The sequence below is a fragment of the Streptomyces sp. GSL17-111 genome, from assembly GCF_037911585.1.
Lineage (GTDB): Bacteria > Actinomycetota > Actinomycetes > Streptomycetales > Streptomycetaceae > Streptomyces.
On record NZ_JBAJNS010000001.1, the window covers coordinates 3,039,637 to 3,062,590 of the forward strand.

At 72.6% G+C, this 22,954-nt stretch carries 21 protein-coding genes, 1 tRNA gene and 2 pseudogenes; 16 read left to right on the top strand and 8 right to left on the bottom strand.

Translation table 11 applies throughout. The annotated features are described in order from the left end of the window. The first annotated feature begins 51 nt into the window (after window positions 1-51). The 3 genes from V6D49_RS13515 (at window position 52) to V6D49_RS13525 (ending at window position 2,873) form a co-directional block, all read left to right on the top strand. A complete protein-coding gene (locus tag V6D49_RS13515) occupies window positions 52-213 on the top strand; it encodes a hypothetical protein (protein ID WP_340559845.1) in 162 nt (53 codons plus the stop codon). 92 nt (window positions 214-305) lie between these two features. Next, the gene (locus tag V6D49_RS13520; protein WP_340559848.1) at window positions 306-1,025 is read left to right on the top strand and encodes a spermidine synthase; all 720 of its coding nucleotides are present in this window, start codon (window positions 306-308) and stop codon (window positions 1,023-1,025) included. A 249-nt stretch (window positions 1,026-1,274) separates the two neighbouring features. Continuing rightward, complete coding sequence (locus tag V6D49_RS13525) at window positions 1,275-2,873, top strand: peptide chain release factor 3 (RefSeq protein ID WP_340559849.1); 1,599 nt, start codon at window positions 1,275-1,277, stop codon at window positions 2,871-2,873. A 15-nt stretch (window positions 2,874-2,888) separates the two neighbouring features. Here the strand turns inward: V6D49_RS13525 and V6D49_RS13530 are convergent, their stop codons facing one another. Next, window positions 2,889-3,299 carry a MerR family transcriptional regulator gene (locus tag V6D49_RS13530; RefSeq protein WP_340559850.1) on the bottom strand — a complete coding sequence of 137 codons (411 nt, stop codon included), beginning with the start codon at window positions 3,297-3,299 and terminating at the stop codon, window positions 2,889-2,891. Window positions 3,300-3,662: 363 nt separating this feature from the next. Between V6D49_RS13530 and V6D49_RS13535 the strand changes: the two genes are divergently transcribed. The 5 genes from V6D49_RS13535 to V6D49_RS13555 all read left to right on the top strand — a co-directional run bounded on the left by V6D49_RS13535 (window position 3,663) and on the right by V6D49_RS13555 (window position 8,920). Beyond that, window positions 3,663-5,162: a SulP family inorganic anion transporter gene (locus tag V6D49_RS13535; RefSeq protein ID WP_340559852.1), complete on the top strand. Its 1,500-nt coding sequence runs from the start codon at window positions 3,663-3,665 to the stop codon at window positions 5,160-5,162. A 107-nt stretch (window positions 5,163-5,269) separates the two neighbouring features. Next, window positions 5,270-6,598, top strand: a complete 1,329-nt coding sequence (locus V6D49_RS13540) for an MFS transporter (protein ID WP_340559854.1) — start codon at window positions 5,270-5,272, stop codon at window positions 6,596-6,598. Window positions 6,599-6,715: 117 nt separating this feature from the next. Continuing rightward, the gene (locus V6D49_RS13545; protein ID WP_340559856.1) at window positions 6,716-7,168 is read left to right on the top strand and encodes a hypothetical protein; all 453 of its coding nucleotides are present in this window, start codon (window positions 6,716-6,718) and stop codon (window positions 7,166-7,168) included. A gap of 337 nt (window positions 7,169-7,505) precedes the next feature. Continuing rightward, window positions 7,506-8,276: an LPXTG cell wall anchor domain-containing protein gene (locus tag V6D49_RS13550; protein ID WP_340559858.1), complete on the top strand. Its 771-nt coding sequence runs from the start codon at window positions 7,506-7,508 to the stop codon at window positions 8,274-8,276. Window positions 8,277-8,290: 14 nt separating this feature from the next. Continuing rightward, window positions 8,291-8,920: a sortase domain-containing protein gene (locus V6D49_RS13555; RefSeq protein WP_340559859.1), complete on the top strand. Its 630-nt coding sequence runs from the start codon at window positions 8,291-8,293 to the stop codon at window positions 8,918-8,920. Between the two features lie 55 nt (window positions 8,921-8,975). Here V6D49_RS13555 and V6D49_RS13560 read toward each other — a convergent pair whose 3' ends face one another. The 4 genes and pseudogenes from V6D49_RS13560 to V6D49_RS13575 all read right to left on the bottom strand — a co-directional run bounded on the left by V6D49_RS13560 (window position 8,976) and on the right by V6D49_RS13575 (window position 14,463). Beyond that, on the bottom strand, window positions 8,976-10,271 hold the full coding sequence (locus V6D49_RS13560; RefSeq protein ID WP_340559860.1) for an MFS transporter: 1,296 nt from the start codon (window positions 10,269-10,271) through the stop codon (window positions 8,976-8,978). Then, complete coding sequence (locus V6D49_RS13565; protein ID WP_340563980.1) at window positions 10,268-12,094, bottom strand: condensation domain-containing protein; 1,827 nt, start codon at window positions 12,092-12,094, stop codon at window positions 10,268-10,270. Before V6D49_RS13565 ends, V6D49_RS13560 begins: the two co-directional genes overlap by 4 nt. Then, window positions 12,077-13,363, bottom strand: a pseudogene (locus tag V6D49_RS13570) (DUF6271 family protein); the annotation flags it as partial. The gene V6D49_RS13565 and the pseudogene V6D49_RS13570, both read right to left, overlap by 18 nt. Beyond that, the gene (locus tag V6D49_RS13575) at window positions 13,345-14,463 is read right to left on the bottom strand and encodes a phytanoyl-CoA dioxygenase family protein (RefSeq protein ID WP_340559861.1); all 1,119 of its coding nucleotides are present in this window, start codon (window positions 14,461-14,463) and stop codon (window positions 13,345-13,347) included. The gene V6D49_RS13575 and the pseudogene V6D49_RS13570, both read right to left, overlap by 19 nt. A gap of 235 nt (window positions 14,464-14,698) precedes the next feature. Here V6D49_RS13575 and V6D49_RS13580 point away from each other — a divergent pair, with 235 nt between their 5' ends. The 6 genes from V6D49_RS13580 to V6D49_RS13605 all read left to right on the top strand — a co-directional run bounded on the left by V6D49_RS13580 (window position 14,699) and on the right by V6D49_RS13605 (window position 20,347). Next, window positions 14,699-15,556, top strand: coding sequence for a hypothetical protein (locus V6D49_RS13580; protein WP_340559862.1), 858 nt, complete (start codon window positions 14,699-14,701; stop codon window positions 15,554-15,556). Between the two features lie 74 nt (window positions 15,557-15,630). Next, window positions 15,631-15,873, top strand: a complete 243-nt coding sequence (locus V6D49_RS13585; protein ID WP_340559863.1) for an acyl carrier protein — start codon at window positions 15,631-15,633, stop codon at window positions 15,871-15,873. Between the two features lie 10 nt (window positions 15,874-15,883). Further along, window positions 15,884-16,540, top strand: coding sequence for a 4'-phosphopantetheinyl transferase family protein (locus V6D49_RS13590; protein WP_340559864.1), 657 nt, complete (start codon window positions 15,884-15,886; stop codon window positions 16,538-16,540). A 444-nt stretch (window positions 16,541-16,984) separates the two neighbouring features. Next, on the top strand, window positions 16,985-18,400 hold the full coding sequence (locus tag V6D49_RS13595) for an ice-binding family protein (RefSeq protein ID WP_340559865.1): 1,416 nt from the start codon (window positions 16,985-16,987) through the stop codon (window positions 18,398-18,400). Between the two features lie 239 nt (window positions 18,401-18,639). Beyond that, entirely contained in the window at window positions 18,640-19,221 is a 582-nt protein-coding gene (locus V6D49_RS13600) for a DUF5819 family protein (protein ID WP_340559867.1), read from the top strand. Window positions 19,222-19,273: 52 nt separating this feature from the next. After that, window positions 19,274-20,347 (top strand): HTTM domain-containing protein, encoded by a 1,074-nt coding sequence (locus tag V6D49_RS13605; RefSeq protein ID WP_340559869.1) that lies wholly within the window; start codon window positions 19,274-19,276, stop codon window positions 20,345-20,347. Window positions 20,348-20,891: 544 nt separating this feature from the next. Here the strand turns inward: V6D49_RS13605 and V6D49_RS13610 are convergent. Continuing rightward, window positions 20,892-21,185 (bottom strand): hypothetical protein, encoded by a 294-nt coding sequence (locus tag V6D49_RS13610; RefSeq protein WP_340559871.1) that lies wholly within the window; start codon window positions 21,183-21,185, stop codon window positions 20,892-20,894. Between the two features lie 417 nt (window positions 21,186-21,602). Next, window positions 21,603-22,010, bottom strand: a complete 408-nt coding sequence (locus V6D49_RS13615) for an NUDIX hydrolase (RefSeq protein WP_340559872.1) — start codon at window positions 22,008-22,010, stop codon at window positions 21,603-21,605. A gap of 148 nt (window positions 22,011-22,158) precedes the next feature. Here V6D49_RS13615 and V6D49_RS13620 point away from each other — a divergent pair. Beyond that, window positions 22,159-22,349 (top strand): annotated as a pseudogene (locus V6D49_RS13620) (GntR family transcriptional regulator); the annotation flags it as partial. A 68-nt stretch (window positions 22,350-22,417) separates the two neighbouring features. On the opposite strand, the gene V6D49_RS13625 reads toward V6D49_RS13620, so the two are convergent. Next, window positions 22,418-22,491: transfer RNA gene (locus tag V6D49_RS13625), tRNA-Gly, on the bottom strand. Between the two features lie 275 nt (window positions 22,492-22,766). Here V6D49_RS13625 and V6D49_RS13630 point away from each other — a divergent pair. Further along, window positions 22,767-22,934 (top strand): hypothetical protein, encoded by a 168-nt coding sequence (locus tag V6D49_RS13630; protein ID WP_191212202.1) that lies wholly within the window; start codon window positions 22,767-22,769, stop codon window positions 22,932-22,934. Window positions 22,935-22,954 lie beyond the last annotated feature (20 nt).

Consider the following 22,954-nt stretch of genomic DNA (forward strand, 5'->3'; position numbering starts at 1 on the left):
CACGCCTGGACGTCGGTCGGCCGACGCCCCCTCACACGGACGGGATGTCTCATGTCTCTCTTCCTGATCCTCCTCCTGATCGCCGTCGTGCTGGGCTTCCTCGGCGTCCTCATCGACGGCTTCTTCTTCCTGTTGATCATCGGCGTCGTCGTCTTCCTGGGCGCCGTGCTCGTCCTCGGCCTGCGCATGGGGCGCCGCAGGACGCCGCGCTGAGCGGCCGCCGCGCCGGAACCGGTACGGTGCGGGCGCGGCGGTGACGGGCCCGGCCGCCGGCCCAGCGGTACCCGGCAGAGAGCGAGAGCGGCGTGAGCGCGCGTTTCCAGGAGATCGACTGGCGTCCCACGCCCAAGGGCGAGATCAGCCTGCGCCGACGTCGCGAGCCGGTCTCGGGCGCGGACGTGTACGAGGTGAAGCTCGGTGACGAGTTCCTCATGTCCAGCCTGTTCACCGCCGGGGAGGAGGCGCTGGCCCGGCTCGGGCTGGAGGCCGCGCGAGGCACGGAGCTGGACGTCGTGGTCGGCGGCCTGGGCCTCGGATACACCGCCCGGACGGCGCTGGAGGACGCCCGGGTGCGGTCGCTCCTGGTCGTCGACGCCCTCGGCGAGGTGATCGACTGGCACCAGCGCGGCCTCGTGCCGCTGGGCGCCGAGCTGACCGCCGACGCCCGCTGCCGTCTGGTGCACGGCGACTTCTTCGCCATGGTGGAGGACGCCGGCTTCGACCCCGACGCGCCGGGCCGCCGCTTCGACGCCGTCCTCCTCGACGTCGACCACGCGCCGGACCACGTCCTGCACCCGGACCACGCGCCGTTCTACGAGCCCGCCGGGCTGCGCGCCCTCGCCGCCCGCCTGCACCCGGGCGGCGTCTTCGCGCTGTGGTCGAACGACCCGCCCAGCGAGCCCTTCGGCCGCGTCCTCGCGGAGGTGTTCGCGCAGTCGGCCGCCCACGTCGTCAGCTTCGACAACCCGCTCCAGGGCGGCACCGCCACCAACACCGTCTACGTCGCCCGCACCCCCGCCGCCTGATCCCCCGGGGACGGCGGCCCCACCGGTGCGAACCTCCCCTCACGAAAGGGTAGGTTTGCCGTGCGGCCGGGGAGCCGCGCGGGGACGCGTGACGCGACCCCCTCACGCGGTGCGACACTACGGAGGAGTGGACGCCCCGGCCCCACGGAGACGACGGACGCACGACGAGCGGGACGAGTGGGTGGCGAGGTTGCGCACGAACGGGACGACACCGGTCCGGGTGATGGCCACGGGGCCGGAGGGCGCGCGATGAGCGCCGCCACCACCGCGGGCGCCGAGGCCGCGCGGCGGCGGACGTTCGCCGTCATCAGCCACCCCGACGCGGGCAAGTCGACGCTGACCGAGGCGCTCGCCCTGCACGCGCGGGCCATCACCTCGGCCGGAGCCGTGCACGGCAAGGGCAACCGGCGCGGCGTCGCGTCGGACTGGATGGAGATGGAGCAGGCCCGCGGCATCTCGGTGACCTCCGCCGTGCTCCAGTTCGCCCACCGGGGCCAGGTGCTGAACCTGCTGGACACCCCCGGCCACGCCGACTTCTCCGAGGACACCTACCGCGTGCTGGCCGCCGTCGACTGCGCGGTCATGCTCATCGACGCCGCCAAGGGCCTGGAGGAGCAGACCCGCAAGCTCTTCGACGTCTGCCGCCACCGGGGCATCCCGGTCATCACCTTCGTCAACAAGTGGGACCGTCCCGGCCGCGAGGCCCTGGAGCTGCTGGACGAGATCGAGCAGGAGTTCCGGCTGAAGCCGACCCCGGTGACGTGGCCGGTCGGCATCGCGGGACACATGCGCGGCCTGGTCGACGTCCGCGCGCCCGGCACCCTCCTGCGCTACACCCGCGCCCCCGGCGGCGCCAAGGAGGCGATCGAGGAGAGCGTCCCGGCCCAGCGGGCGTCGTCGGAGGAGGGCGCCGACTGGGAGCAGGCCGTCGAGGAGCTGCAGCTCCTCCAGGCGGACGACGCCGTGCACGACCACGAGGCGTTCCTGGCCGGGCGCAGCACCCCCGTCTTCTTCGGCGCCGCCCTGTCCAACATCGGTGTGCGCCTCCTGCTGGACGCCGTCGTGGACCTCGCGCCCCCGCCCGGTGACCGGCCCCTGGAGGGCGGCGGGACCCGCGCGGTCACCGAGTCGTTCTCCGGCCTGGTCTTCAAGGTGCAGGCCAACATGGACCGCTCCCACCGCGACCGCATCGCCTTCCTGCGCGTGTGCTCCGGCGTCTTCGAGCGCGGCATGACGGTGACGCGGGCGGCGTCCGGGAAGCCGTTCGCCACCAAGTACGCCCACAGCGTCTTCGGCCAGGACCGCTCCGCCGTCGAGACCGCCTACCCCGGCGACGTCGTCGGCCTCGTCAACGCCTCGGCGCTGCGCGTCGGCGACACGCTGTACGCCGAACGGCCCGCCGTCTTCCCCGGTATGCCCACCTTCGCCCCGGAGCACTTCGCCGTCGCCCGGCCCGCCGACATCAGCCGCACCAAGCAGTTCCGGCGCGGCATCGCGCAGTTGGACGAGGAGGGCGTCGTCCAGGTCCTCGTCTCGGACGTGCGGGGCGAGCAGGCGCCCGTGCTGGCGGCCGTGGGCCCCATGCAGTTCGACGTCGTCAGCCACCGGATGGCGGGGGAGTTCTCCGCGCCGGTGCGGCTGGAACCGCTGCCCTACCGGCTGGCCCGGGCCACCGACGCCGCCGGCGCCGAGCAGCTCAACCGCTCGCGCCTGGTGCGGGGCGAGGCCATGACCCGGCTGCGGGACAAGGACGTGCTGGCCCTCTTCCCCGACCTGTGGCAGGCGAACTCCTTCGCCCGCGAGTTCCCGGACGCCCGCCTCGACCCCCTGGTCGCCGCGCACGGCTGACCGCGCGGCCGCCGTTCACGCCGTGTGGCGGTCGGCCTCGTCCAGCTGACGGCGCAGGGTCCGCGCGAAGTCCTCCGCCGCGAGCAGTTGCGCACGCAGCGCCTCACACCGGGCCTCGGCCACCTTGCGGTACGCCTCCACCCGCTCCCGCAGGCGCGCCAGCTCCTCGCCGCGCGGCGCGTCGTCGGCGTGCAGGGCGTCGGTGGCGGCGAGCAGTTCCCGCATCTCCTCCAGGGAGAAGTCCAGCGGCTTCATCCGCCGCACCACCATCAGCCGCTCGACGTCGGCCCCGTTGTACAGGCGGAAGCCGCCCTTGCTGCGGGCGGAGGGTGTGACAAGTCCCACCTCCTCGTAGTGGCGGATCGTGCGCAGTGACAGGCCGGTCCGTTCGGCCACCTCACCGATCTGCATCTGCCGCTCCGCCATCGCCTGCCGCTCTCCCTCGACTTCCCTGCCGGCGCTGAGCACCGGGCGAACGAACCACTTTACGTGACATGAATCACAAGGCGTGGATGCCTGTTCACCTGGGATTCACAGCTCCCGAGGTGCTCTCTGCCCTTACGTCAGGGTAGAGTTTTGACGTGGCCCGCACCGCTGTACACCGGCAGCGGTCAGGCCGCCACCGCCGTGCAGCGGCCCCGCCCGGGACCCCGCGGCGCCCACGGACTTCCGGGCCATGATGCCCGACCGGCCCCCGAGGCCGACCGGCACGCCCCGTACCGAGGGGCCGGCCGTCGACGCACGAAGCGCGCGCAGCCGTATCCGCGCGCCCGAAACAGAAACGGTTGCATGACCTCGACGCTGCCCGTGGCCCCGAAGCCGCGCCTGTCCCGCCCGGACTTCCTGGCCTCCCCGAAGGTGTTCCGCACCGAGGTGCTGGCCGGACTCGTCGTCGCTCTCGCGCTCATCCCCGAGGCGATCTCCTTCTCCATCATCGCGGGCGTCGACCCCGCGGTGGGCCTCTTCGCCTCCTTCACGATGGCCGTCGTCATCTCGATCGTCGGCGGACGCAAGGCCATGATCTCGGCGGCGACGGGCGCGATCGCCCTCGTCATCGCGCCGCTGAACCACGAGTACGGGCTCGGATACCTGGTCGGCGCCGTCATCCTGGGCGGCGTCTTCCAGGTCGTGCTCGGCGCGGTCGGTGTCGCCAAGCTCATGCGGTTCGTGCCGCGCTCGGTGATGGTCGGCTTCGTCAACGCCCTGGCCATCCTGATCTTCCTCGCCCAGGTGCCCGAGCTGGAGAACGTGCCGTTCGCCGTCTACCCGCTCGTCATCGGCGGGCTGGCGCTCATGGTGTTCTTCCCCAGGCTCACCAAGGCCGTGCCCGCGCCGTTGGTCTCCATCGTCATCCTCACGCTCATCACCATCGGCGCCGGGATCGCCGTCCCGACCGTGGGCGACAAGGGCGAGCTGCCGTCCTCCCTGCCGGTGCCCGGCCTGCCGGACATGCCGCTCACGCTGGAGGCCCTCGGCATCATCGCCCCCTACGCCTTCGCCTTCGCGCTCGTCGGGCTCATGGAGTCGCTGATGACCGCCAAGCTGGTGGACGACATCACCGACACGCACTCCAACAAGACCCGCGAGTCGATCGGCCAGGGCGTCGCCAACATCGTCACCGGCTTCTTCGGCGGCATGGGCGGCTGCGCCATGATCGGCCAGACGATGATCAACGTGAAGGCCTCCGGCGCCCGCACGCGTCTGTCCACCTTCCTCGCCGGCAGTTTCCTGCTCGTCCTCGTCGTGGTGACCGGCCCGATCGTCTCCGACATCCCCATGGCCGCTCTGGTCGCCGTGATGATCCTGGTCTCCGTGGCCACCTTCGACTGGCACTCCGTGCAGCCCAAGACGTTGAGGAAGCTGCCCGTCAGCGAGACCGTCGTGATGGCCGTCACCGTCGCCGTCGTCGTGGCCACGCACAACCTGGCGATCGGTGTGATCGTCGGCGTCCTCACCGCGATGATCGCCTTCGCCCGCCGCGTCGCCCACCTGGCCGAGGTCTCCGGCGTCGTCGACCCGGACGGCAAGCAGGCCGTCTACGCCGTCACCGGCGAGCTGTTCTTCGCCAGCTCCAACGACCTCGTCTACCAGTTCGACTACGCCGGCGACCCGGACGACGTCGTCATCGACCTCTCCGACGCCCACATCTGGGACGCGTCCTCCGTCGCCGCCCTCGACGCCATCGAGACGAAGTACGCGGCACGCGGCAAGAAGGTCACCATCATCGGCCTCAACCAGCCCAGCGCCGAGATGCACGACAAGCTCGCCGGCGAACTCGCCAGCCACTGAGCCGGACCGCCCCGCCCGCCGGACCACGGATCGCGGGCGGGGCGGTCTTCCCAGCCACGGCCGGACCGGTCACGCTGCCCTGACGGACCGGCCCGGCCGTACCGCGCTTGGAGGACACGCTGACCGCATCCGCAGACCCGCTCCGCACCACGGACGACGGCGCTCGCACCGGACGCGGCCCCGGCGGCGCCGCCCGGTTCTCCGGGTGGCGCATCGTCGCCCTCAGCGCGGCGGCCCTCGCCCTCACCGCACCCGGCCAGACGGCCGGGATCTCCGTCTTCATCGACCCCCTCATCGCGGACCTCGGCATCGGCCGCACCGCCATCTCCACGGCCTACCTCACCGGCACCCTGGTCGGCGCCTGCGCGATGCCGCTCGTCGGCCGGGCCGTGGACCGCTACGGCCCCCGCGCGGTGATGGCCGTCATCGGGGCCGTGTTCGGCGCCGTCCTGCTCGCCCTCTCCCTCGTCTCCGGCATCGTCGGCCTCACCGCCGGCTTCGTCGGCGTCCGCATGGCCGGGCAGGGCGCGCTCACCCTCGTCGCCACCACCACCGTGGCCTACTGGTTCGACCGCCGCCGGGGCCTCGCCCTCGGCATCACCAGCGCCGTCGGAGCCGCCGGGATCTCCCTGGCCCCCGTGCTGATCGAAGCGCTGATCGCGGACGTCGGCTGGCGTCGCGCCTGGGCGATCGAGGGCCTCGTCATCTGGGCCCTCGTCGTCCCCATCGCGCTGCTCGGCATCCGCAACCGCCCGGCGGACCTCGGCCAGCACGTCGACGGGATAGCGCCCACCGGCGAGGAGGCCGACGGCCCGGAGGCGGGCATGACCCTGCGCCAGGCGCTGCGGTCGGGGATGTTCTGGGCCGTCGCGGCCTGCCTGGCGGCGAGCAGCATGCTCGTGACCGGGCTCAACTTCCACCAGATCGGCCTCCTCGGCGAGCAGGGCCTCTCCCCGACCGCGGCCGCCGCGAACTTCCTCCCCCAGACACTCGCCGCACTTCTGGCCAGCTTCACCGCCGGCGTGCTCATCGACCGCGTCGCGCCCAAGGCCGTCCTCGTCGCGGCGATGGGCGTGCTCGCCGCCGCCGTGCTCTCCGTCGGCCTGGTCGGCCCCGGCTGGTCGGCGCTGGCCTTCGGCTTCCTGCTCGGCGGCTCCGGCGGCATCCTGCGCTCCGTCGAAGCCGCCGCCTACCCCCGGTACTTCGGCACCGCGCACCTCGGCGCGATCCGCGGCAGCGCGCACACCATCTCGGTGGGCGGGAGCGCCTTCGGACCCCTCGCCGTCTCCCTCGGCCGCGATCTCACCGGCAGCTACGCCCCCGCGATGCTCGCCTTCGCGGCCCTGCCCGCCCTCGCCGCCCTCCTCGTCCTGACGACCCGCGAGCCCTCGCCGCCCGCCGCGACGAGACCGACGACCGGGCGGGGCGAACCCTAGCGAGACGCCCCACCGGTTCCGCCGACCCGGACAGCCTTCCGGCGGGCGCCTTAGAGTGTCGCCGAGCCGGAGTGAGGGGGGGGGGGAAGCGTCGTGGTCGAACCCGAGGATAACTGGGTGACGTTGAAGGAATGGGCCGCGGAGGTGGGGTACAGCCACGGCTACGCCGTCCACGTGATGCCGCGCTCCTACCCAGGCTTCCCGGCCCCGAAGCGGCGGCGTCGCGGGGTGACCGACAAGGGCGGGGGCGGTGGCAGCGCGCTGTACGACCCGGCCGAGCTGGAACCGTTCCGCCCGCGCCGCCCCCGACCCGTCGAACTGCCCGAGGAGTTGCTCGACCGTGAGGTGACGCTCGGCGGGTTCGCGAAGCTCATCGGCGTGGACGGCCGCAGCGTCACGCAGATCAAGGACCACCGCCCCGACACCCTGCCGCACACCGTCGACGGCCTGCGGTGGTACCCGAGGGCCCGCTTCCACGTGCGCGACCTGCTCCTGATGTGGAACAGCCGCCCGGGCCCGGGCCCCGGCTCCGACAAACGCCGCCCGCCCCTCCCCTGGACCGCGTCCTGACGCCCGCGTTCCGTCGCCCACCCGGACGCTGACGGAACCGGCCGCCGCGACCGGCCGTCTCACCCGCTCGGACGAGACGCCGACGCCGGGCTCCGGGAGGCACGCCCACCGGTCAGGGGACACCCAACCAGGCTCCACAGCAAAGGCGTTGGACCCGTCCCACCCGGTGCGGGCAGGCGCCGGACGGTCGGCCGGAGCGGCACGGCGCGGTGGCGGCGTCCGGCCGGCGCACACACGCTGAAGCGAGCAGACCTCACGGCGTGCAGACCCCGACGCGACGCGCCCCCACGGCCCCTCGCCGTCGCGCGCCGAACCTCCCACGGCGGAAAGAGACATGATGAACCGCACCCCTGCCGTCGCCCTGGCCACCCTCGCCCTCGTGGCGTCCGGTGGTGCCCTGGCCCCGGCCGCCTCGGCGGACTCCGGAAGCCGGGACACCCTGCGCCTCCAGGCCCACCTGGACCCGGTGCCCTTCAGCAAGGTCAAGGGCTCGGGCACCGCCACGGTCACCCTCAAGGGCCACCGGGCGACCGTCAGCGTGACCGCACACGGCCTGCTGGCCGGAGCCCCGCACGCCCAGCACATCCACATCGCGGCCAAGGGCCAGTGCCCGCCGGCCTCCGCCGCCCGGACGGTGAACGGCATGAAGTCCGTCTTCACCACCGACGGCGCCCCCTTCTACGGCGGCATCGGCACCTCACTGACCACGAAGGGCGACACGAGCCCCGCCTCCGGCCTGGCGGTGGACCGCTTCCCCGTCGGCCCCGACGTCGCCTACCACCGCACCGTCACCGTCAGCGCGGAGGCCGCCAAGAGCCTGCGGGAGGGCACGGCCGTCGTCGTCGTCCACGGCACGGACGTCAACGGCAACGGGAAGTACGACGACGTCCTCGGGCCCTCCGACCTCGACCCGAAGCTCCCCGCCGAGGCGACCAACCCCGCGCTGTGCGGGCCCCTGACGAAGGCCGCCAAGGGCCCGGTCAAGGGCGGCCTGGGCGGCAGCCAGGGCACCGACGGCAACACCCTCGCCGTGGCCGGGGGCGCCGGGTTGCTGGCGGCGGCGGGAGGCGTGTTCTTCCTGCGCCGCCGTCCCGGTCGCGCGGCCTGAACCGGAACCGGGCCATGCCCAGGACCGGTGGCCGCCGCGGTGTCCGCACCGCGGCGGCCACCGCCTGCGCCGCGGCGGGCGGCGTCCTCATCGCCCTCGGTCTGCCCACCACCGGAGCGGTGCCCCCACCGGAACGGCCACCGACCGCACCCCGGGCGGCGTCCTCGGAGGGCACCGCGCACCCCCTGCCCCCGGCCCGGCCGCGTCGCCTCCGCGTGCCCGCCCTCGGCCTGGACGTCGTCACCACGCCGGTCGGCCTGGACGACGACGGCTCCGTCGCCCTGCCGGACGACCCCGACCACGCGGGCTGGTTCACCCACGGCCCCACGCCGGGGCAGCGGGGCAACGCGGTCCTCGTCGGCCACGTCGACTCCGCGTCCGGACCGGCCGCCTTCCACGGCCTGAGCGCCGCCCGCCCCGGGGACCGCGTCGTCGTGGACCGCGCGCACGGCCCCGGAGCGGAGTTCACCGTCACCTCGGCCACCGTGTACGACCGCGAAGCCTTCCCCTCCGACGAGGTCTACGGGCCGAGCACGGAGCCGCGCCTGACCCTCATCACCTGTGCGGGCTGGGACGTCGAACAGCGTGCCTACCGTGCCAACCTGGTGCTCACCGCCCGCCTGACGCCGGGCACGGACGCGTGAGCCGCTGCCCGGCCCGCGCCGCACCCGTCGGCCGTCGGCCGTCGCCCCGCCCGCGTCAGCCGGCGGACGCCGTCCCCGCCGTCCCGGCCGTCCCGTCGAGGGGCTTGGGCGTGCGGCCGAGTCGGCGGATGGCGGGCACGCAGAGCATGACGGGGATGCAGACGACGGCCATGACGGAGGAGAAGAGCAGCACCCGGTCGGCGTCGAAGATCTCGGCGCCCGGGCCGGACAGCGCCCGGCCCAGCGGGATCACCATGATCGACCCGGCCACGTCGTAGGCGTAGACCCGGCTGAGGACGGCCAGCGGGATGTGGGACTGGACGCTCGTGGCCCACATCACGCCCCAGAAGGCGAAGCCGCACCCGGCCGCCACGCTGGTGAGCGCCGTGGCGGTGAACGACCAACCGAGCGCGGGCGCCAGCGGGTTCAGGGCGAAGAAGAGCATGGCGCAGGCCCCCGCGACCAGCGGCCGCCGGGGCCGCACCCGCATGCCGATCAGACCACCGATGATCGTGCCCGCACCGTCGGCCGAGGCGATCCAGCCGTACCCGCTCGCCCCGTGCTGTTCGGAGATCAGCGCCGCGCCCAGCGGGATCGCCGGACCGAACACGAACAGGCCGTAGACGGCCCAGATGACGATGACCCCCCACAGCCAGGAGCGCGAACGGAACTCGTGCCATCCGGTGACCAGCCGGCGCCACATCGGGTCGTCGCTCTCGTCCCGGGCGACGCTGAGCCTGCGCAGCGGCGCCAGGACCAGCCCGCTGAGCGCGTACGCCCCCGCGATCACCGCGAAGGACCCCGCGACGTTCCAGTAGGCCACCAGGAGCCCGGCGAGCCCCGGCCCGATCAGGGCGCTCATCGCCTCGGAGACCCGCAGCAGCGCGTTCGCCCGCTGGATGTCCTCGGCCACGCGGGGCACCATGCTCGCCAGGCCCGGCTGGAACATGGCGGTCGCGGCGCCGCTGAGCGCCATCAGGGCCATGATCTGCCACAGCGGCACGTCCCCGCCGAGCAGCAGTGCCGCGAGGACGAGCATGGCCACCATCCGCGCCACGTCGGCGCCGACCATCATCACCTGCGGCGTGAACCGGTCGGCCAGCACGCCCCCGAACAGGACGAGCAGCGCGATCGGCGCCATCCACGCGGCCAGCGCGTAGCCCACGCCACCGGCCCCGTAGCCCGCCCCGAGCACGGCGGTCGTGAGCGAGACCATCAGCATGCCGTCCGCCAGCAGCGAGGCGCTGCGGGCGGTGAAGAACAGCCGGAAGCGGCCGGACCGCCACGGGCTCGGCAGCGCCGCCGGCTTCTCCTCCGGCTGCTCGGGCACGAGCACCTCATCGACCGTCATGCCGCACCTGCCGTTTCCTGCCGTGCCTGCCCTACCTGCCGAACCTGCCGCTTCCTGCCGTCGCCTTCCGCGAGGACGCGCTGCGCGGTCCACGTGCTCCCCGGTCCGCCGTCCGGCGGGGGGTCCTGAACGATCACGTACCGGTGCGGGGCCAGCAGCCCCGGCCGCCCGGGGAGGACGTCCCGCAGTGCGGCGTGCGCCCGCTCGGGCGTGAGCGGGTCGCCACCGGCGGCGACGTACGCCGTCAGACGCGGCCCCGCGCCCCCGTCCGGGGCCTCGTCGACGGTGACGTGGACGGGGCGGCCGTCCAGCGCCCGGCCCAGGGCGTCCGCCACGGCGGGCGGCGAGACCCAGCACCCGTCCACGCGTCGCCACTCAGGGCCGCGTTCGGCCGGGCGGACGCCCGTCACCGCGCCGAGCGCGCTCAGTGGCACGTCCTCCTCGGCGACCGCCTCCAGCAGCCGGACCAGTCCGGTGAGGAAGCCCTCCGCCTCCGCGCGCGGGAACAGCGCGGGGTCCGCCCACAGGCTCAGGTGGAGCAGGGGCGTCGTCGCGTGGGCGAAGGCCAGGGCACGGGTGGGCAGCGCCTGGCCGGGGCCCCGGCACAGCTCGAGTTCCGGTCCCGGTCCCGGTTCCGGCGGGTCGGCGTCCTGCGCGGCCGGGGCCAGCGCGCTCACGTCGTTGAACACGACGTCCCGCGCGAAGTGGCTGCCGCGCTCGTCGGTGACCCTCTCGACCATCTCCCACAGGCGCAGCGCGTCGAACCGGCTGTGCCGGTAGGCGTCGAGCACACCGCCGAACGCGGTGCGCAGCAGGGCGTCGAAGGACGGCACCCGGACGTCGAGGTGGAGCAGCGCGTCCTGCGACACGGTGGTGACGGCCCGGGTGAGCCGGCGCGTGAACCGGTTCGACGTCGGGAGGGCGATGACGCAGGCCGGCTGCCCGGCGCGGTGGGCGAGCAGCGCGCACCAGGCCGTCAGCAGCACGGTGGACGGCGCGTTGCCGGTGCGCGTCGCTGCGCGCGCGAGCGCCCGCGCGCCCCGCCGGGAGCGGAGCGTGAGCTGCGGCTGCCGTCCCTCCGGTGGGACGGCGTGCGGCTCCGCGAACATCGCCTGCGGTCCCGTGCGCAGGATGCGCTCCCAGTACCGCAGCGACGCCTCGGACTTCCGCACCCCGGCCGGGCTCGCCTCCTCGGCGGCGAGCTCCAACGGGGTGACGGCCGTCAGCGGCGGGAGCTCCGTCCCGGCGAGCAGGGTGCGCCACTCGTCGTGCAGGACGGCGAGGGCCCCCGCGTCGGTGGCGGCGTGGCTGGCCGCGAGCGCGACGAAGGCGGGCGTCCCGCGCCGGGTGAGCACGGAGATGCGGAGGGGGAACTCCTCGGCCAGACCGAAGCGTCGGACGCGGTCGCGGTCGGCCACCGCCTCGGCGTACCGCTCGGCCTCGGAGTACCGCTCGGCGTCGGGTGGTGGCTCCGCCTGGTCGACGACGGTGACGGTGAACCGCCCCGCCGCTGCGACGACCTGCTCGCGCGGTGCGGCGTCCGGCCCGTGCGGGAAGGTGGTGCGCAGCGCCTCGTGCCGCTCGACCAGCGCCCGGAAGGCGTCGATCACCGCCTGCGTCCCCACGCCCTCCGGCACGGGCCACACGGCGTGGATGTTGATGTACGCGGGGTCGTCCCGCAGCATGCAGCGGATCATGTTGGCCTGCCCCAGGGTGAGCGGGCCGCGCCGCTCCGCACCGCCCGCGTAGGCGACGGTGACGGCGCGGGTGCTGCGCGCCGGGGTGCCGATGGCGTCCGCCGGGGCGTCCTCGGCGGCCCGCACGAGGGGCCCCCAGACGTCGATCAGCGCGGCGAAGTCCGCCAGGTCCCGTTCGGCCTCGGCCAGCAGCCGCTCGCCCTGCGCGGCCAGCACGTCCGCGACCGTCGCGTAGCGGCCCCCGAGTCTGCGGTAGGCGCGGTCCACGACCGCCAGCCGCTCGGCGTTCTCCGTCCGGCCCGCCCCGGCACCGTCCCGGACGAGCGCGGCCACGGCCGACGGGCGCAGCAGCCCCGCGTCGTCGAGCAGCGCGTCACCGGCCTTCGCCGTCGCGGCCTGGACGGCGTGGTGACCGCCCTTGGACAGCAGGAACTTCACGAACCGCCGCTGGTAGGCCAGGAACCCGGCGTCGGTACGGCGCTCGCCGGTGATGTGGTTGACGATGTGGCGGTTGTGCAGCACACCGGGCAGCCGTGCGTCGTGGACGAGCTGGATCAGGAAGTAGTCGCTGCCGATGGTGTCGGTGGCGGGCGGCAGCGGGACGCGTCCGTACACCGCGTGGTCGAACGCGATGTTGCACATGTCCACCCGCGTCGGGCTCACCCGGGTGAGCGTCGTACGGTCGCCGGTGAACGGACCGTCCCCGGAGCTGCGGAAGGCCTCCTTGATCGCGTTCGCCCGCCACGGCGGCGGGCAGTCGGCGGGGATCGACAGCCCGACGACCTCCTCGTACACCGCCGGGTCGAGCCGGTGCATCTCCGCGAGGTCCACCGACATCTCGCCCACGAAGGAGCCGCCGACCATCGCCACCCGCCGGTCCGCGCACGCGGGGTCCAGCCGGGTGCGGGACGCCCGCCCCGCGACGTCGGCGGCGCGCCGGCCGAGGAACTCCAGCTCCGCGTGGACGGGGAAGACCGGCTCGCCGTCCCGCGTCTGGTAGCCGCTGTCGGAGTCGCGGCGGTGCACCGACGTGCAGCCGAGCGCCGCCGCGAAGAGGAACGCGCGGTTGGTGCAGGCGCCGTAGGACAGCTCCGACGGCAGCATCAGGGCGAGCACCCGCTCCGGTTCGGCGACCCCGGAGCGGGCGATCACCGCGCGCAGGAAGGCGCGCTGCCCGGACTCGTCGAGGTGGTGCACGGTGACGCCGGGCGCCGGAGGCAGGGCCGAGACGGCCGCGCGGTGCTCGGCGCGGGCCGGGGCGTCGGCGGAGTCCAGGACGAGCAGGCACACCTCGACGCCGAAGTGCCGGGCCGCGTAGGCCGCTTCGGCGCCCACCGCCGTCAGGGCGTCGGCGCAGGGGCGGTTGGTGGGGAGGGTCAGGCAGATCCGGCGCACGCGGCGTCTCCGCTCGTCGCCGGGACGCCGGTGGGCCGCGGAGCCGTCGCTGCGTCGCCGTCCGCGTCGTGCCAGGAGGTCAGGCCCAGCAGCTTCGAGCCGAGCGCGTCGAGCGTCGCGGTCTCGTACCGCTGCGCCTCGGGCCGGACCGGGTCACCGACCAGCGTCCGGTTCCAGCGGGGCGTCCGCAGGTGCCGCCAGGACTCGACGCGGGACGTGCGCAGCGTCCGGTGCTCCTCCAGCGCGGGCATCATCGCGAGGTACTGGACGGCGCGCACCCCGTCCCGCGAGGCGTTGCGGGCCACGCCGTGGGCCAGCAGGCCGTTCCAGATCAGCAGGTCGCCGGGGTGCAGCTCGGGCCGGAAGACCGGGAACTCCTCCCGGTCCACGGCGGGCCGCAGCGGATCGCGGTCGGCGGGCTGGCCCACCTTCCACTCCTCGAACCGCCGGAAGAGGTCCGGGCAGCACTGGAAGCCGCCCGTCTCCGGCCGGGTGTCGTTGAGCGCGATGATGCCCTGCACGCGCTGCGGCGGGACGCCGAGCGTGGTGTCGATGTCCCAGTGCAGCTCGATGTCGAAGCCCTGCTCCGTGGGCTCGATCAGGGCGCGGTCCCGGTTGCCGGTGTTGGGCGGGTTGAGGTTGAGCCGGTCGAGGGTGACCCACAGCTCCTCGCAGTCCCAGACGTCCACGAAGGCGTCGTACACCCGCTGCGTCTGGCGGCTGTCCCACAGGAGCTGGTGGTGGTAGGCCTCGACGAAGCCGTAGATGTGCAACTGGCGGTCCAGCTCGGAGCGGAACGGCCGGTCCTCGTGCCAGGTGTCCGGACGCTCGGGGTCCAGGCCGGAGAAGTCCCAGGTGAAGTCCAGCAGACGGCGCGCCGCAGCGGCCGGTATCGCCTCCCGCACGATGACGTACCCGTAGGTCTGCCAGTGGGTGAAGTCCTCCTCGGACAGCACCCGCAGCGGCCGGGTCTTGCGCAGCTCCCGCAGCGTGGTCTGCGCGAGGTAGCTCTCCCCGTCCGCGCTGAAGTACGGGGTGTCCGAGGCGGCTCGGTGGAGGAACGGACGCCGGGGGCGGCGGGGTGGAGCGGATGTCGTCATGCGGAACCCTCCAAGCGGATGCCTCAGCACAATTGGTCCAGACCATAGCCCGTGTCAAGTGCCGTTCGGTGACGACCGGATGAACCCGTACGCCCCTTCCGTTCGTGCCGGGCCTCGGGCGCAAATTGGTCTGGTCCATTTGGTCTAGACAAGAGGACGGGCCGCTGACTAGTCTCCGAAACGTCGCGGTACGCCTCCTCCTGCCCACCCGGCCGACGCCCTCGGGAGCGGTTCCATGAGCACCCCCAGCACCACGGACGCACCCGTCCCCGGCCTGCGGAGCCCCGGCGCGGGCCTGGTCACCCTGGACCCGGTCCACACCGCCCTGTTGCGCGGCCTCGACGACCTCCTCACCGGCCTCGCCACCCGGCTCGCCGCCCCCGAGGTGCTCGGCCCCCCGCTGCTCCCCGCCGAGGGCCTCACCCGGCTCGACTACTTCCGCAACTTCCCCCACCTCGGCGTCTCCGCAGGCCGCTTCCACCCCGAAGCCCTCGACGGCATGGCCGCCGGCGAGCCCCCGACGGAGCTGCCGCTGCGGCCCAGCGGATACCTGCTGCCGTCCGCCACCTGCTACGGGCTGCTGCTCTCCCTGGAAGGCGCGGACGTCGGCGCGGACGGGACGCGGCTCTCGGCGTCCGGACGGTGCTTCCGCAACGAGACCCACTACGACGGGCTCCGCCGCCTGTGGGGCTTCCACATGCGCGAGGTGCTGTACCTCGGCACCCGCGAGGGCGCGGCCGAACACCTGGAACAGGGAGCGGAGTTCATCGGCGAACTCGCCGAGCGTCTCGGCCTGTCCCTCACCCGGGCCGCCGCCGACGACCCCTTCTACGACCGGGGCGGCTCCCGCGCCCGGCTGATGGCCCTGGACCCGGTCAAGCACGAGTTCAGCGCCCCGGACGGGACCGCCATCGCCTCCGTCAACCGGCACCGCAACTTCTTCGGCGAGCGCCTGGACATCAGCGCGGGCCCGGCGGGCCCCGCCCACAGCGCGTGCGTCGCCTTCGGCGTCGAGCGCTGGGTCCACGCCATGATCCTCGCCCACGGCACCCCCGAGCGGGCCCGCGACCGGCTGCGCGACGCCCTGCCCTGAGCCCTTCTCCCGCCCCGAAGCCCCCGAAATCCCGCCCCCGAAGACCCGGCACCGACAAGGAGCGGCACGGCACCATGGAACGCATCACCGCGTGGCTGTACGAGCGCAACCCCGGCCTCGACGGCCCCATCGCCCCCGACGAGGACCTCATCGAGGCCCGCCTCATCGACTCCATGGACTTCCTGGAATTCATCGACCTGCTGGAGTCCCTCTCCGGCCGGACCATCGACCTCCAGACGATCACCATCGACGACTTCCGCACCCTGGACCGCATCCGGGAGCGCTTCCTGGGTGCCTCCGAGGCGGCGACGGCGTAGCGCTCCGGCCATGACCGCCACCCCGTCGCCGGCCCTCGCAGGCGGCCCCGGCGACCCCGGTGGCTCCGGCACCCCCGTTGGCTCCGGCACGGTGGCCGTCGTGGCGACCACGGCCGAGGTCCTGGCCCACCCGGCGGCCGACGCGGGCCTGCTCACCCCCGAGGAGCAGGCCCGCCTGGCCCGCGTCCGGCTGCCCCGCCGCCGCGACGACGTCATGGCGGCACGCCTGCTGCTGCGCCTGTGCGCCGCCCACGTCACCGGCCGGCCCCCGCACGAGCTGAGCCCGTCCCAGCACTGCCCCACCTGCGGACGCGACGGCCACGGCCGCCCGTACCTGCCCGGCCACCCGGGCCTCGGCGTCAGCCTGAGCCACGCCGACGGGCTGGTCGCGGCAGCCGTCGGACCGGGCCCGGTCGGCATCGACGTCGAGCCCTCGACCCGCCGCCCAGGCCCCCTGCGGATGCTCGCCCGCGTCCTCCCCGCCGCCGACCTCCGCGCCGCCACCGCCCACCCCGACCCCGGACCGGAACTCCTGCGCCTCTGGGTCCGCCGGGAGGCCCGGCTCAAGGCGGGCCGCGACGACCTCCCCCTCCTGGAGTGGACCGACCCCCACCGCACCGCCACCGTGGCCGTGGCCGGTACCAGTCCCCTCTCCACGCCCCTGTGACCGGCGGGCCGCAGGGCCGCCGAACAGCAGGGCCGCCGAACCGGACCGTCGACGCAGTGGTTGTCGAACCGCTCGGCGGGCTCGGCGCCCTCCTTGAGGTCCTGCCACTCCGCCGATCACGAAGAAGACGGACAGGTCGGCACGCCGCACGACGACGGTCGGCGCCTTCCTCACGGCGTTCATGGTGACCTCCGGTGCGCTCACCCCGGCCGTGCGGGTGAACACGGCGCTGAACGAGTGACACCGGAACAGCCCTCAAAGGCGTGCCACGCACAAATTAAGCATATGATCTTTAATCAGTATTCAAAAAGGAACCGCAACTTGCCCTGCTAATTCGGGTTTATAGGGTATTTGGTGCGTAATGTGATGGTGACCACATGAGGGCTTCCGGGAAACCGTGAACGGCTCGGGAGTCGACGCCTCGCACAGAAAAACCGGTTCCTGATGAAGTTCAGATCTCCTGGCGCCGCACAACGGTGCACGATTACGTCCTGGATCGCGGCAGTTCTCAGCGCGACCGTCGCCGCTGTGCTGGTGGCCGTGGCGCCGTCTCAGGCATTCGCCATCGCCACTCCCGTACCGCTGGGTACGGCAGAGAGTTTCGCCGTTCTCGCCGGTGAGTCGGTCACCAACACCGGCCCGTCCGTGATCACCGGTGACGTCGGTGTCAGCCCCGGTACAGCCATCAGCGGGTTCCCGCCGGGAGTCGTGGACGGGGTCTTCCACTCCGCGGACGCCGTCGCGCTCCAGGCCAAGTCCGACCTGGTGGTCGCGTACAACGACGCCGCAGGCCAAGCGACGGACGGGGCGCTTCCGCCGGATGCCGGCGGGCTGACGCTGGTACCGGGCGTCTACACCGCCTCCTCGGACCTGGGCCTGACCGGAACCCTCACGCTCGACGCCCAGGGCGACCCCAACGCGGTCTGGGTCTTCCAGGTCGGCTCAGCCCTGACGACGGCCTCCGCCAGTAGCGTCTCCCTCATCAACGGCGCGCAGGCGTGCAACGTGTACTGGCAGATCGGGAGTTCGGCCACGCTCGGCACCAACTCGACCTTCGTGGGCAACATCCTGGCCCTGACCTCGATCACCGCCACCACCGGAGCGAGCATCGACGGCCGGGCACTGGCCCGTAACGGCTCGGTCACCCTGGACACCAACCGCATCACCCGTGCCACCTGCAACGGCGGCACCACGAATGGCACGACGAACGGCACCACGAACGGCACCACGAACGGCACCACGAACGGCACCACGAACGGCACCACGAACGGCACCACGACGGGCACCACCGGAGGCGCTGTGGGCGGCGTGCTGGGCGGAGTCCTGACCGGTGGCACCACCGGTGGCACCACCGGCGGCACGAGTGGAGTGCTGGGTGGCGTGCTGGGCGGAGTTCTGACCGGTGGCACCACCGGCGGTGCTTCGGGTGGCACGGTCGGAAACACCGCCGGGAACATCGCCGGCAACACCACGGGCGGTGGCAAGGGCGGCACCACCGCCGGGGCCACGGCGGGCAGCACCGTCGGGAACACCGCCGGGAACGTGGCCGGCAACACCACGGGCGGTGGCAAGGGTGGTCACACAGGCGGGGGTCACGGCGGCGGCCACGGCGGCCACACGGGCGGCGGCCACTGCGGCGGCAACACGGGTGGCGGCCACGGCGACAAGCCCGATGACCACGGCGGTCACGGTCCGGGCCACGGCCCTGACCACGGCGGTCACGGTCCGGAGCACGGTCCCGACCACGGCCCGGGCCACGGCGGTCACGGTCCCGACCACGGCCCGGAGCACGGCGGCCACGGCCCGGAGCACGGCGGCTACGGCGACAAGCCGCAGGGGCCGGGTAGCTACGAAGGCTAGTCGGCGGCGCGGCCAGCGCGTTGCCGACTGACCGCGCGCGGCGGGCCCTCCCTCAGGGCCCGCCGCGCGCGCTTCCACGAACTGGACGACAAGAAGAACAAGGCGGGGCAGTGCTGGGTGAAGTCGCATCGGAGCACGGGCAGCCACAGGGACGGGCCCTCGGCCCGGAGGTCGCGGATGGCGAGGCAACCACGTCACGCCGAGCGCAAAGAGTGGGGATAGGAGCACTGCACACCGCCGTGGCCCTCTGCCTGGTCACGGCCCTCATGCACATCGTCCTGGTATTCCTGCATGTGGCGCCCGCGAATATCGTCTCCCAGCGCTACGGCCAACAGGTGAATGCCTGGATCTTTCCCCTCTTCGAACAGAACTGGCGACTGTTCGCGCCTGACCCGGATTCCGTCAACCGGACGATCTCCGCGCGTACCGCACACACGGCTCAGGACGGGTCCGTCCAGGTCAGCCCCTGGACCGACCTGACCGCCGTGGACGAATCCGCCATCGAGCACAACTCCTTTCCGAGTCACACCTCGCAGAACCTCCTGCGGCGGTCCTGGACGTCCTACGCCGAACTCCACGGAGGTGACGATGTCTCACGCTCCGAACGAGCCGTGATGATGCAGCAGTATCTGCGCAACATCGCTGCCGACCGCATGGCCGATCTGAACGGCAAGCCGTTCGAGAACATCCAGCTCCGGGTGGTCACCTTGCCCATTGCTGCTCAGGGCACCGCGGCCAGTGACCGCCGTGCCGCTGCCGCGAGAGCCGACACACGGCTTCTGCCCTGGTGGAAGGTGGCCTCCGATGGCTCCGACAGGTAATGACCCGATGCGTTCCCACGCGGCGTCGGGCGCGTCGGGCGAGGAGCCGCGCTTGACCCGTCCGAGTGCTTGGCTCTCCGTCCCGGGACGACGCGCGTGGGCGCTGCTCACCGAGCGTCCCCTGTCCCTCTACGCGGTGTCGGTCCTGCGCATCGGGTACGGCCTCCTCTACCTGGTCTTCCTGTTGCGCGAGTTCCCGCACCGCGACGAGATGTGGGGCCCCGGTTCACCATGGACGCCGGCGTTGGCACGGCAGCTCTTCGACCAGACGGGCTGGTTCAGTGTCCTGACATTGTCTGACAGCCGGATCTACTTCGAGTGCTGCTATGCGGCGGCGCTCGTCGTCTGCGCGCTGTTCGCGCTGGGCTGGCGGACGCGTGCCGTGTCCGTCCTCTTCGCCGTCGTGGTGAGCTCGTTCCACGCACGGGCGATCTTCATGACGGACGGAGGCGACAACCTCGTTCTTCTGATGGCGCTCTATCTCGTCCTGACCGCCTCCGGCCGCCGGTGGTCCCTGGACGCCCGGAGACTCCGCACCAGCTCCGCCGGAGGCTCGACGGGCCGGTGGCGGCCCCGGCTGCCACCGCAACTAGGCGCAGCGCGGCAGACCTTGGTGACCACGCTGCACAACTGCGGGCTCCTCGTGATCGGCCTCCAGGTCTGCTTCGTCTACGGCTCGGCCGGACTGTACAAGGTGCAGGGCGGCACTTGGGGGGCCGGAACCGCGCTGCACTACGTGTTGAACCTAGAGCTCTTCCAGCCCTGGCCCGCCCTCTCCCACTGGGTGGACGGACATGCCGTCGCCATCGCGGTCGTCGGCTACCTGACCGTGCTGCTTCAGGTGGCCTTCCCGTTCGTGTTGTTCGGCAGGCTCAAGTACCCGGTGCTGACCATGCTGCTGGGCATGCACATCGGCATCGCCGTTCTCATGGGGCTGCCCTTGTTCTCCGGCGTGATGATCATCGCGGACGCCGTCTTCCTCCCGGACCGCTTCTACGTCGCGGTGGCCAGACTGTGCCGACGGGTGGTCCGGCGTCCGGGAGTGCCACACGCCGTGTCAGGAGCACATGCGGGGTCCGTGCCGAAGCAGGGAAGCCCCGCACCCCTCGCGCGCAGTCACCCCTAGCCCGGTGTCCTCGTGGTGCGGCGGATGAGCCCCTGTAGCAGCAGAGGGCGCCGGTGAGGCCTGAGAACGACCACGAGGACTCACCGGACACGCGACGCGCGAGCCGGCACGGACAACGAGTAAGGCCCAGGTCGCTGACCTGGGCCTTCACCATGGAGCGGGCGACGAAAGTCGAACCCCCGCTACAAGCTTGGGAATGGTCGGACGTTGGGCTCGACTCACGCGCTGATCTGCACATATGGACGCTTCAGCCCCTCCGGGCTGCTTGATCGTCTATCGGTGCTGACCGTGGTTCACCGCCTGTTGTGGTGCGGGCGCCCATTGGTCCGAGGAGCCGAGTGTGGTCCGCGAGATGACGAAGCCCGGTTTGCGGTGGGCCAGCGCGAGAGCACCGCTTCAGGAGAGAGGCTGGGGCGTCGGGCCGCTGACCTGCTGCTTCGATGCCTGGTGAGATGCCCGACAACTCGACCTTCAGCCAATCTTGTTGACCGTGGCGTACCGCATTTACTCCAGGTGCCGGCTGTGGTGAGTGGGGGTTGGCGGGTCATCGGGTGGGCTCCGCGTGGAGGTGGTAGCGGGTTTCGTCGTCGTAGGTGGTGAGGGTGTAGGGGGTGCCGTGTGCCAGGAGGGAGAGAGCGTGTTCGTGTGCGGCTTCGTCGGTGAGCCAGTGGCGTAAGGGGTGTGCGTAGGGCGGGTCGAGTTGGGTGGCGATGTGGTGGACGCGGGTGCGGAGCCATCGCAGGGCGAGGCGGGGGTTGCGGGTGAGGTCGGTGGCGAGGAGGAGTGGGCGGGCTCCCGAGTGGGGGTGGGCGGTGGCTTGGCAGTGGATGGTCAGCATGCGGTGGCCTGTTCGGTGGCTTCGGCTGTGGTGATGGTGTGGCCGCGCCAGTCTCAGGTGTTCGCGAGGTCCGCGGCGAGTAGGGCGGCGATGTGGAGGCCGCGGTCGTGGGTACTGGACTCGTCGGCATGGGGGACGCGGGGGCTTGTTGTGATGTTGCCCGCGCCGGTGACGGCTACGGACACGGCCTGATCGGCGCGTGTGATGGTGACCCGGAACGCGGGGCCGGTGGTGTGGGTGACGGCGTTGGCGCCCAGCTCGGTGACGATGAGCGCGGCTTCGTCGGCACAGGGGCAACCGCGCGGGACGTCGCGGGTCCAACGGCGGGTTCGGCCGACTTCTTCGGGGAGCCCGGGTGGGGGAGTTCCCAGACGTGGCGTACTTGTGCTGGTGGCCGATGTGGGCCGTGGGTGTGTGCTAGACGAGTGTCGTTCCGTCGTGGGCGCGGACTGCTGGCGGCGATGTCGGGTCGAGTGCGTCCAGGACGCGGATCGCGTACGCCTCGTTGGCAAGCTCGGAGACTTTCTCGCGCGTGACCCAGCGCAGTGCCTTGGTCTCCTCACCGGTGGTGGGGTGACCGTCGATGGCCTCGCAGCGGAAGACGAGGGAGACCACCAAGGCCCGCATGTTCTTGTAGACGCCGGTGAGGGTCGCCGGTTGGGCGATCTTGATGCCGGTCTCTTCGAGGACCTCGCGCTGGAGGGCGTCGGGGAGGCTTTCGCCGGGTTCCACTATGCCGCCGGGCGGCTCCCAGCGGCCGTTGTCCCGGCGCTTGATCAGCAGGGCGCGACCGCCGTCGTCCACGATTACCCCGGCGACGCTCACGGAGTGGGGACGCTCGGCACTGCTCACGTACGTCGGGCCCCGTCTTCTCGGCTGGCTAGGCCCACTCACCGTAGCAACGGAGCTCACCTTCTCAGCTAGACCTCCAAAGGAGTTCCGTGTCGGCTCCTCCTTCCGGCCTGCCCGGCTCGAGGGCGCGAAACTGCCGTCCGAGTCGGGGTTGGTTGAGCACTTCGGGGTGTCCCGGATGACCGTCCGCAACGGGCTGTCGATGTTGCCAGTGAGGGGCTGGTTTCCTCGCAGCACGGCAAGGGCATCTTCGTCCGGCCGTGTCCGCCGGTTCGGCGCTTGGCCTCGGACCGGTTCGCCCGGCGTGGGCGGCCGGTGGAGTCGCCAGAAAGGTTCTCCGGGCACGGCAAAGCCCCAGGTCGCTGACCTGGGGCCTCAAGTGGAGCGGGCGACGGGAATCGAACCCGCGCTATAAGCTTGGGAAGCTCATGTTCTACCATTAAACTACGCCCGCGAGAAGCGAGGCCACCCGGTGGGGACGTCGGTCGAGACCGTCCTGGGCGGCTTGCTCATCGCGGGACACTGTACCTCATCCCGGACCCCCGGCGCACAGGCCGCGGGGTCCTTCGTCGTGGTCGGGGCGGTCGTGGTCGGGGGCGCGGGTGGGGTTCGGGGAGGGGGAGTTGGGGCGTACGGTGGGGCCGGGTGCGGCGGTCGTCGCGTGGCCCGTTTCGTCCCCTATGGTGGCCTTCGTCCTCGCGTCGTCCACGTACTTGGGGAGAGGGAACGATGGAGTCCACCGTCGTGCGCTGTGCCGAAGGCCATGTGTTCAGCACCAGCACGTTCCCGATGCAGCAGCTCGGCAGCGAGCGGATCGGGCCGGGTCGGCTGCTGCGGTGTCCGCGCTGTGCGCGGCTGCGGCAGGCCGTCCCGGTGAAGGGCGGTCACCGGCACTGAGCCGGGCGCGCGGGCGGGTC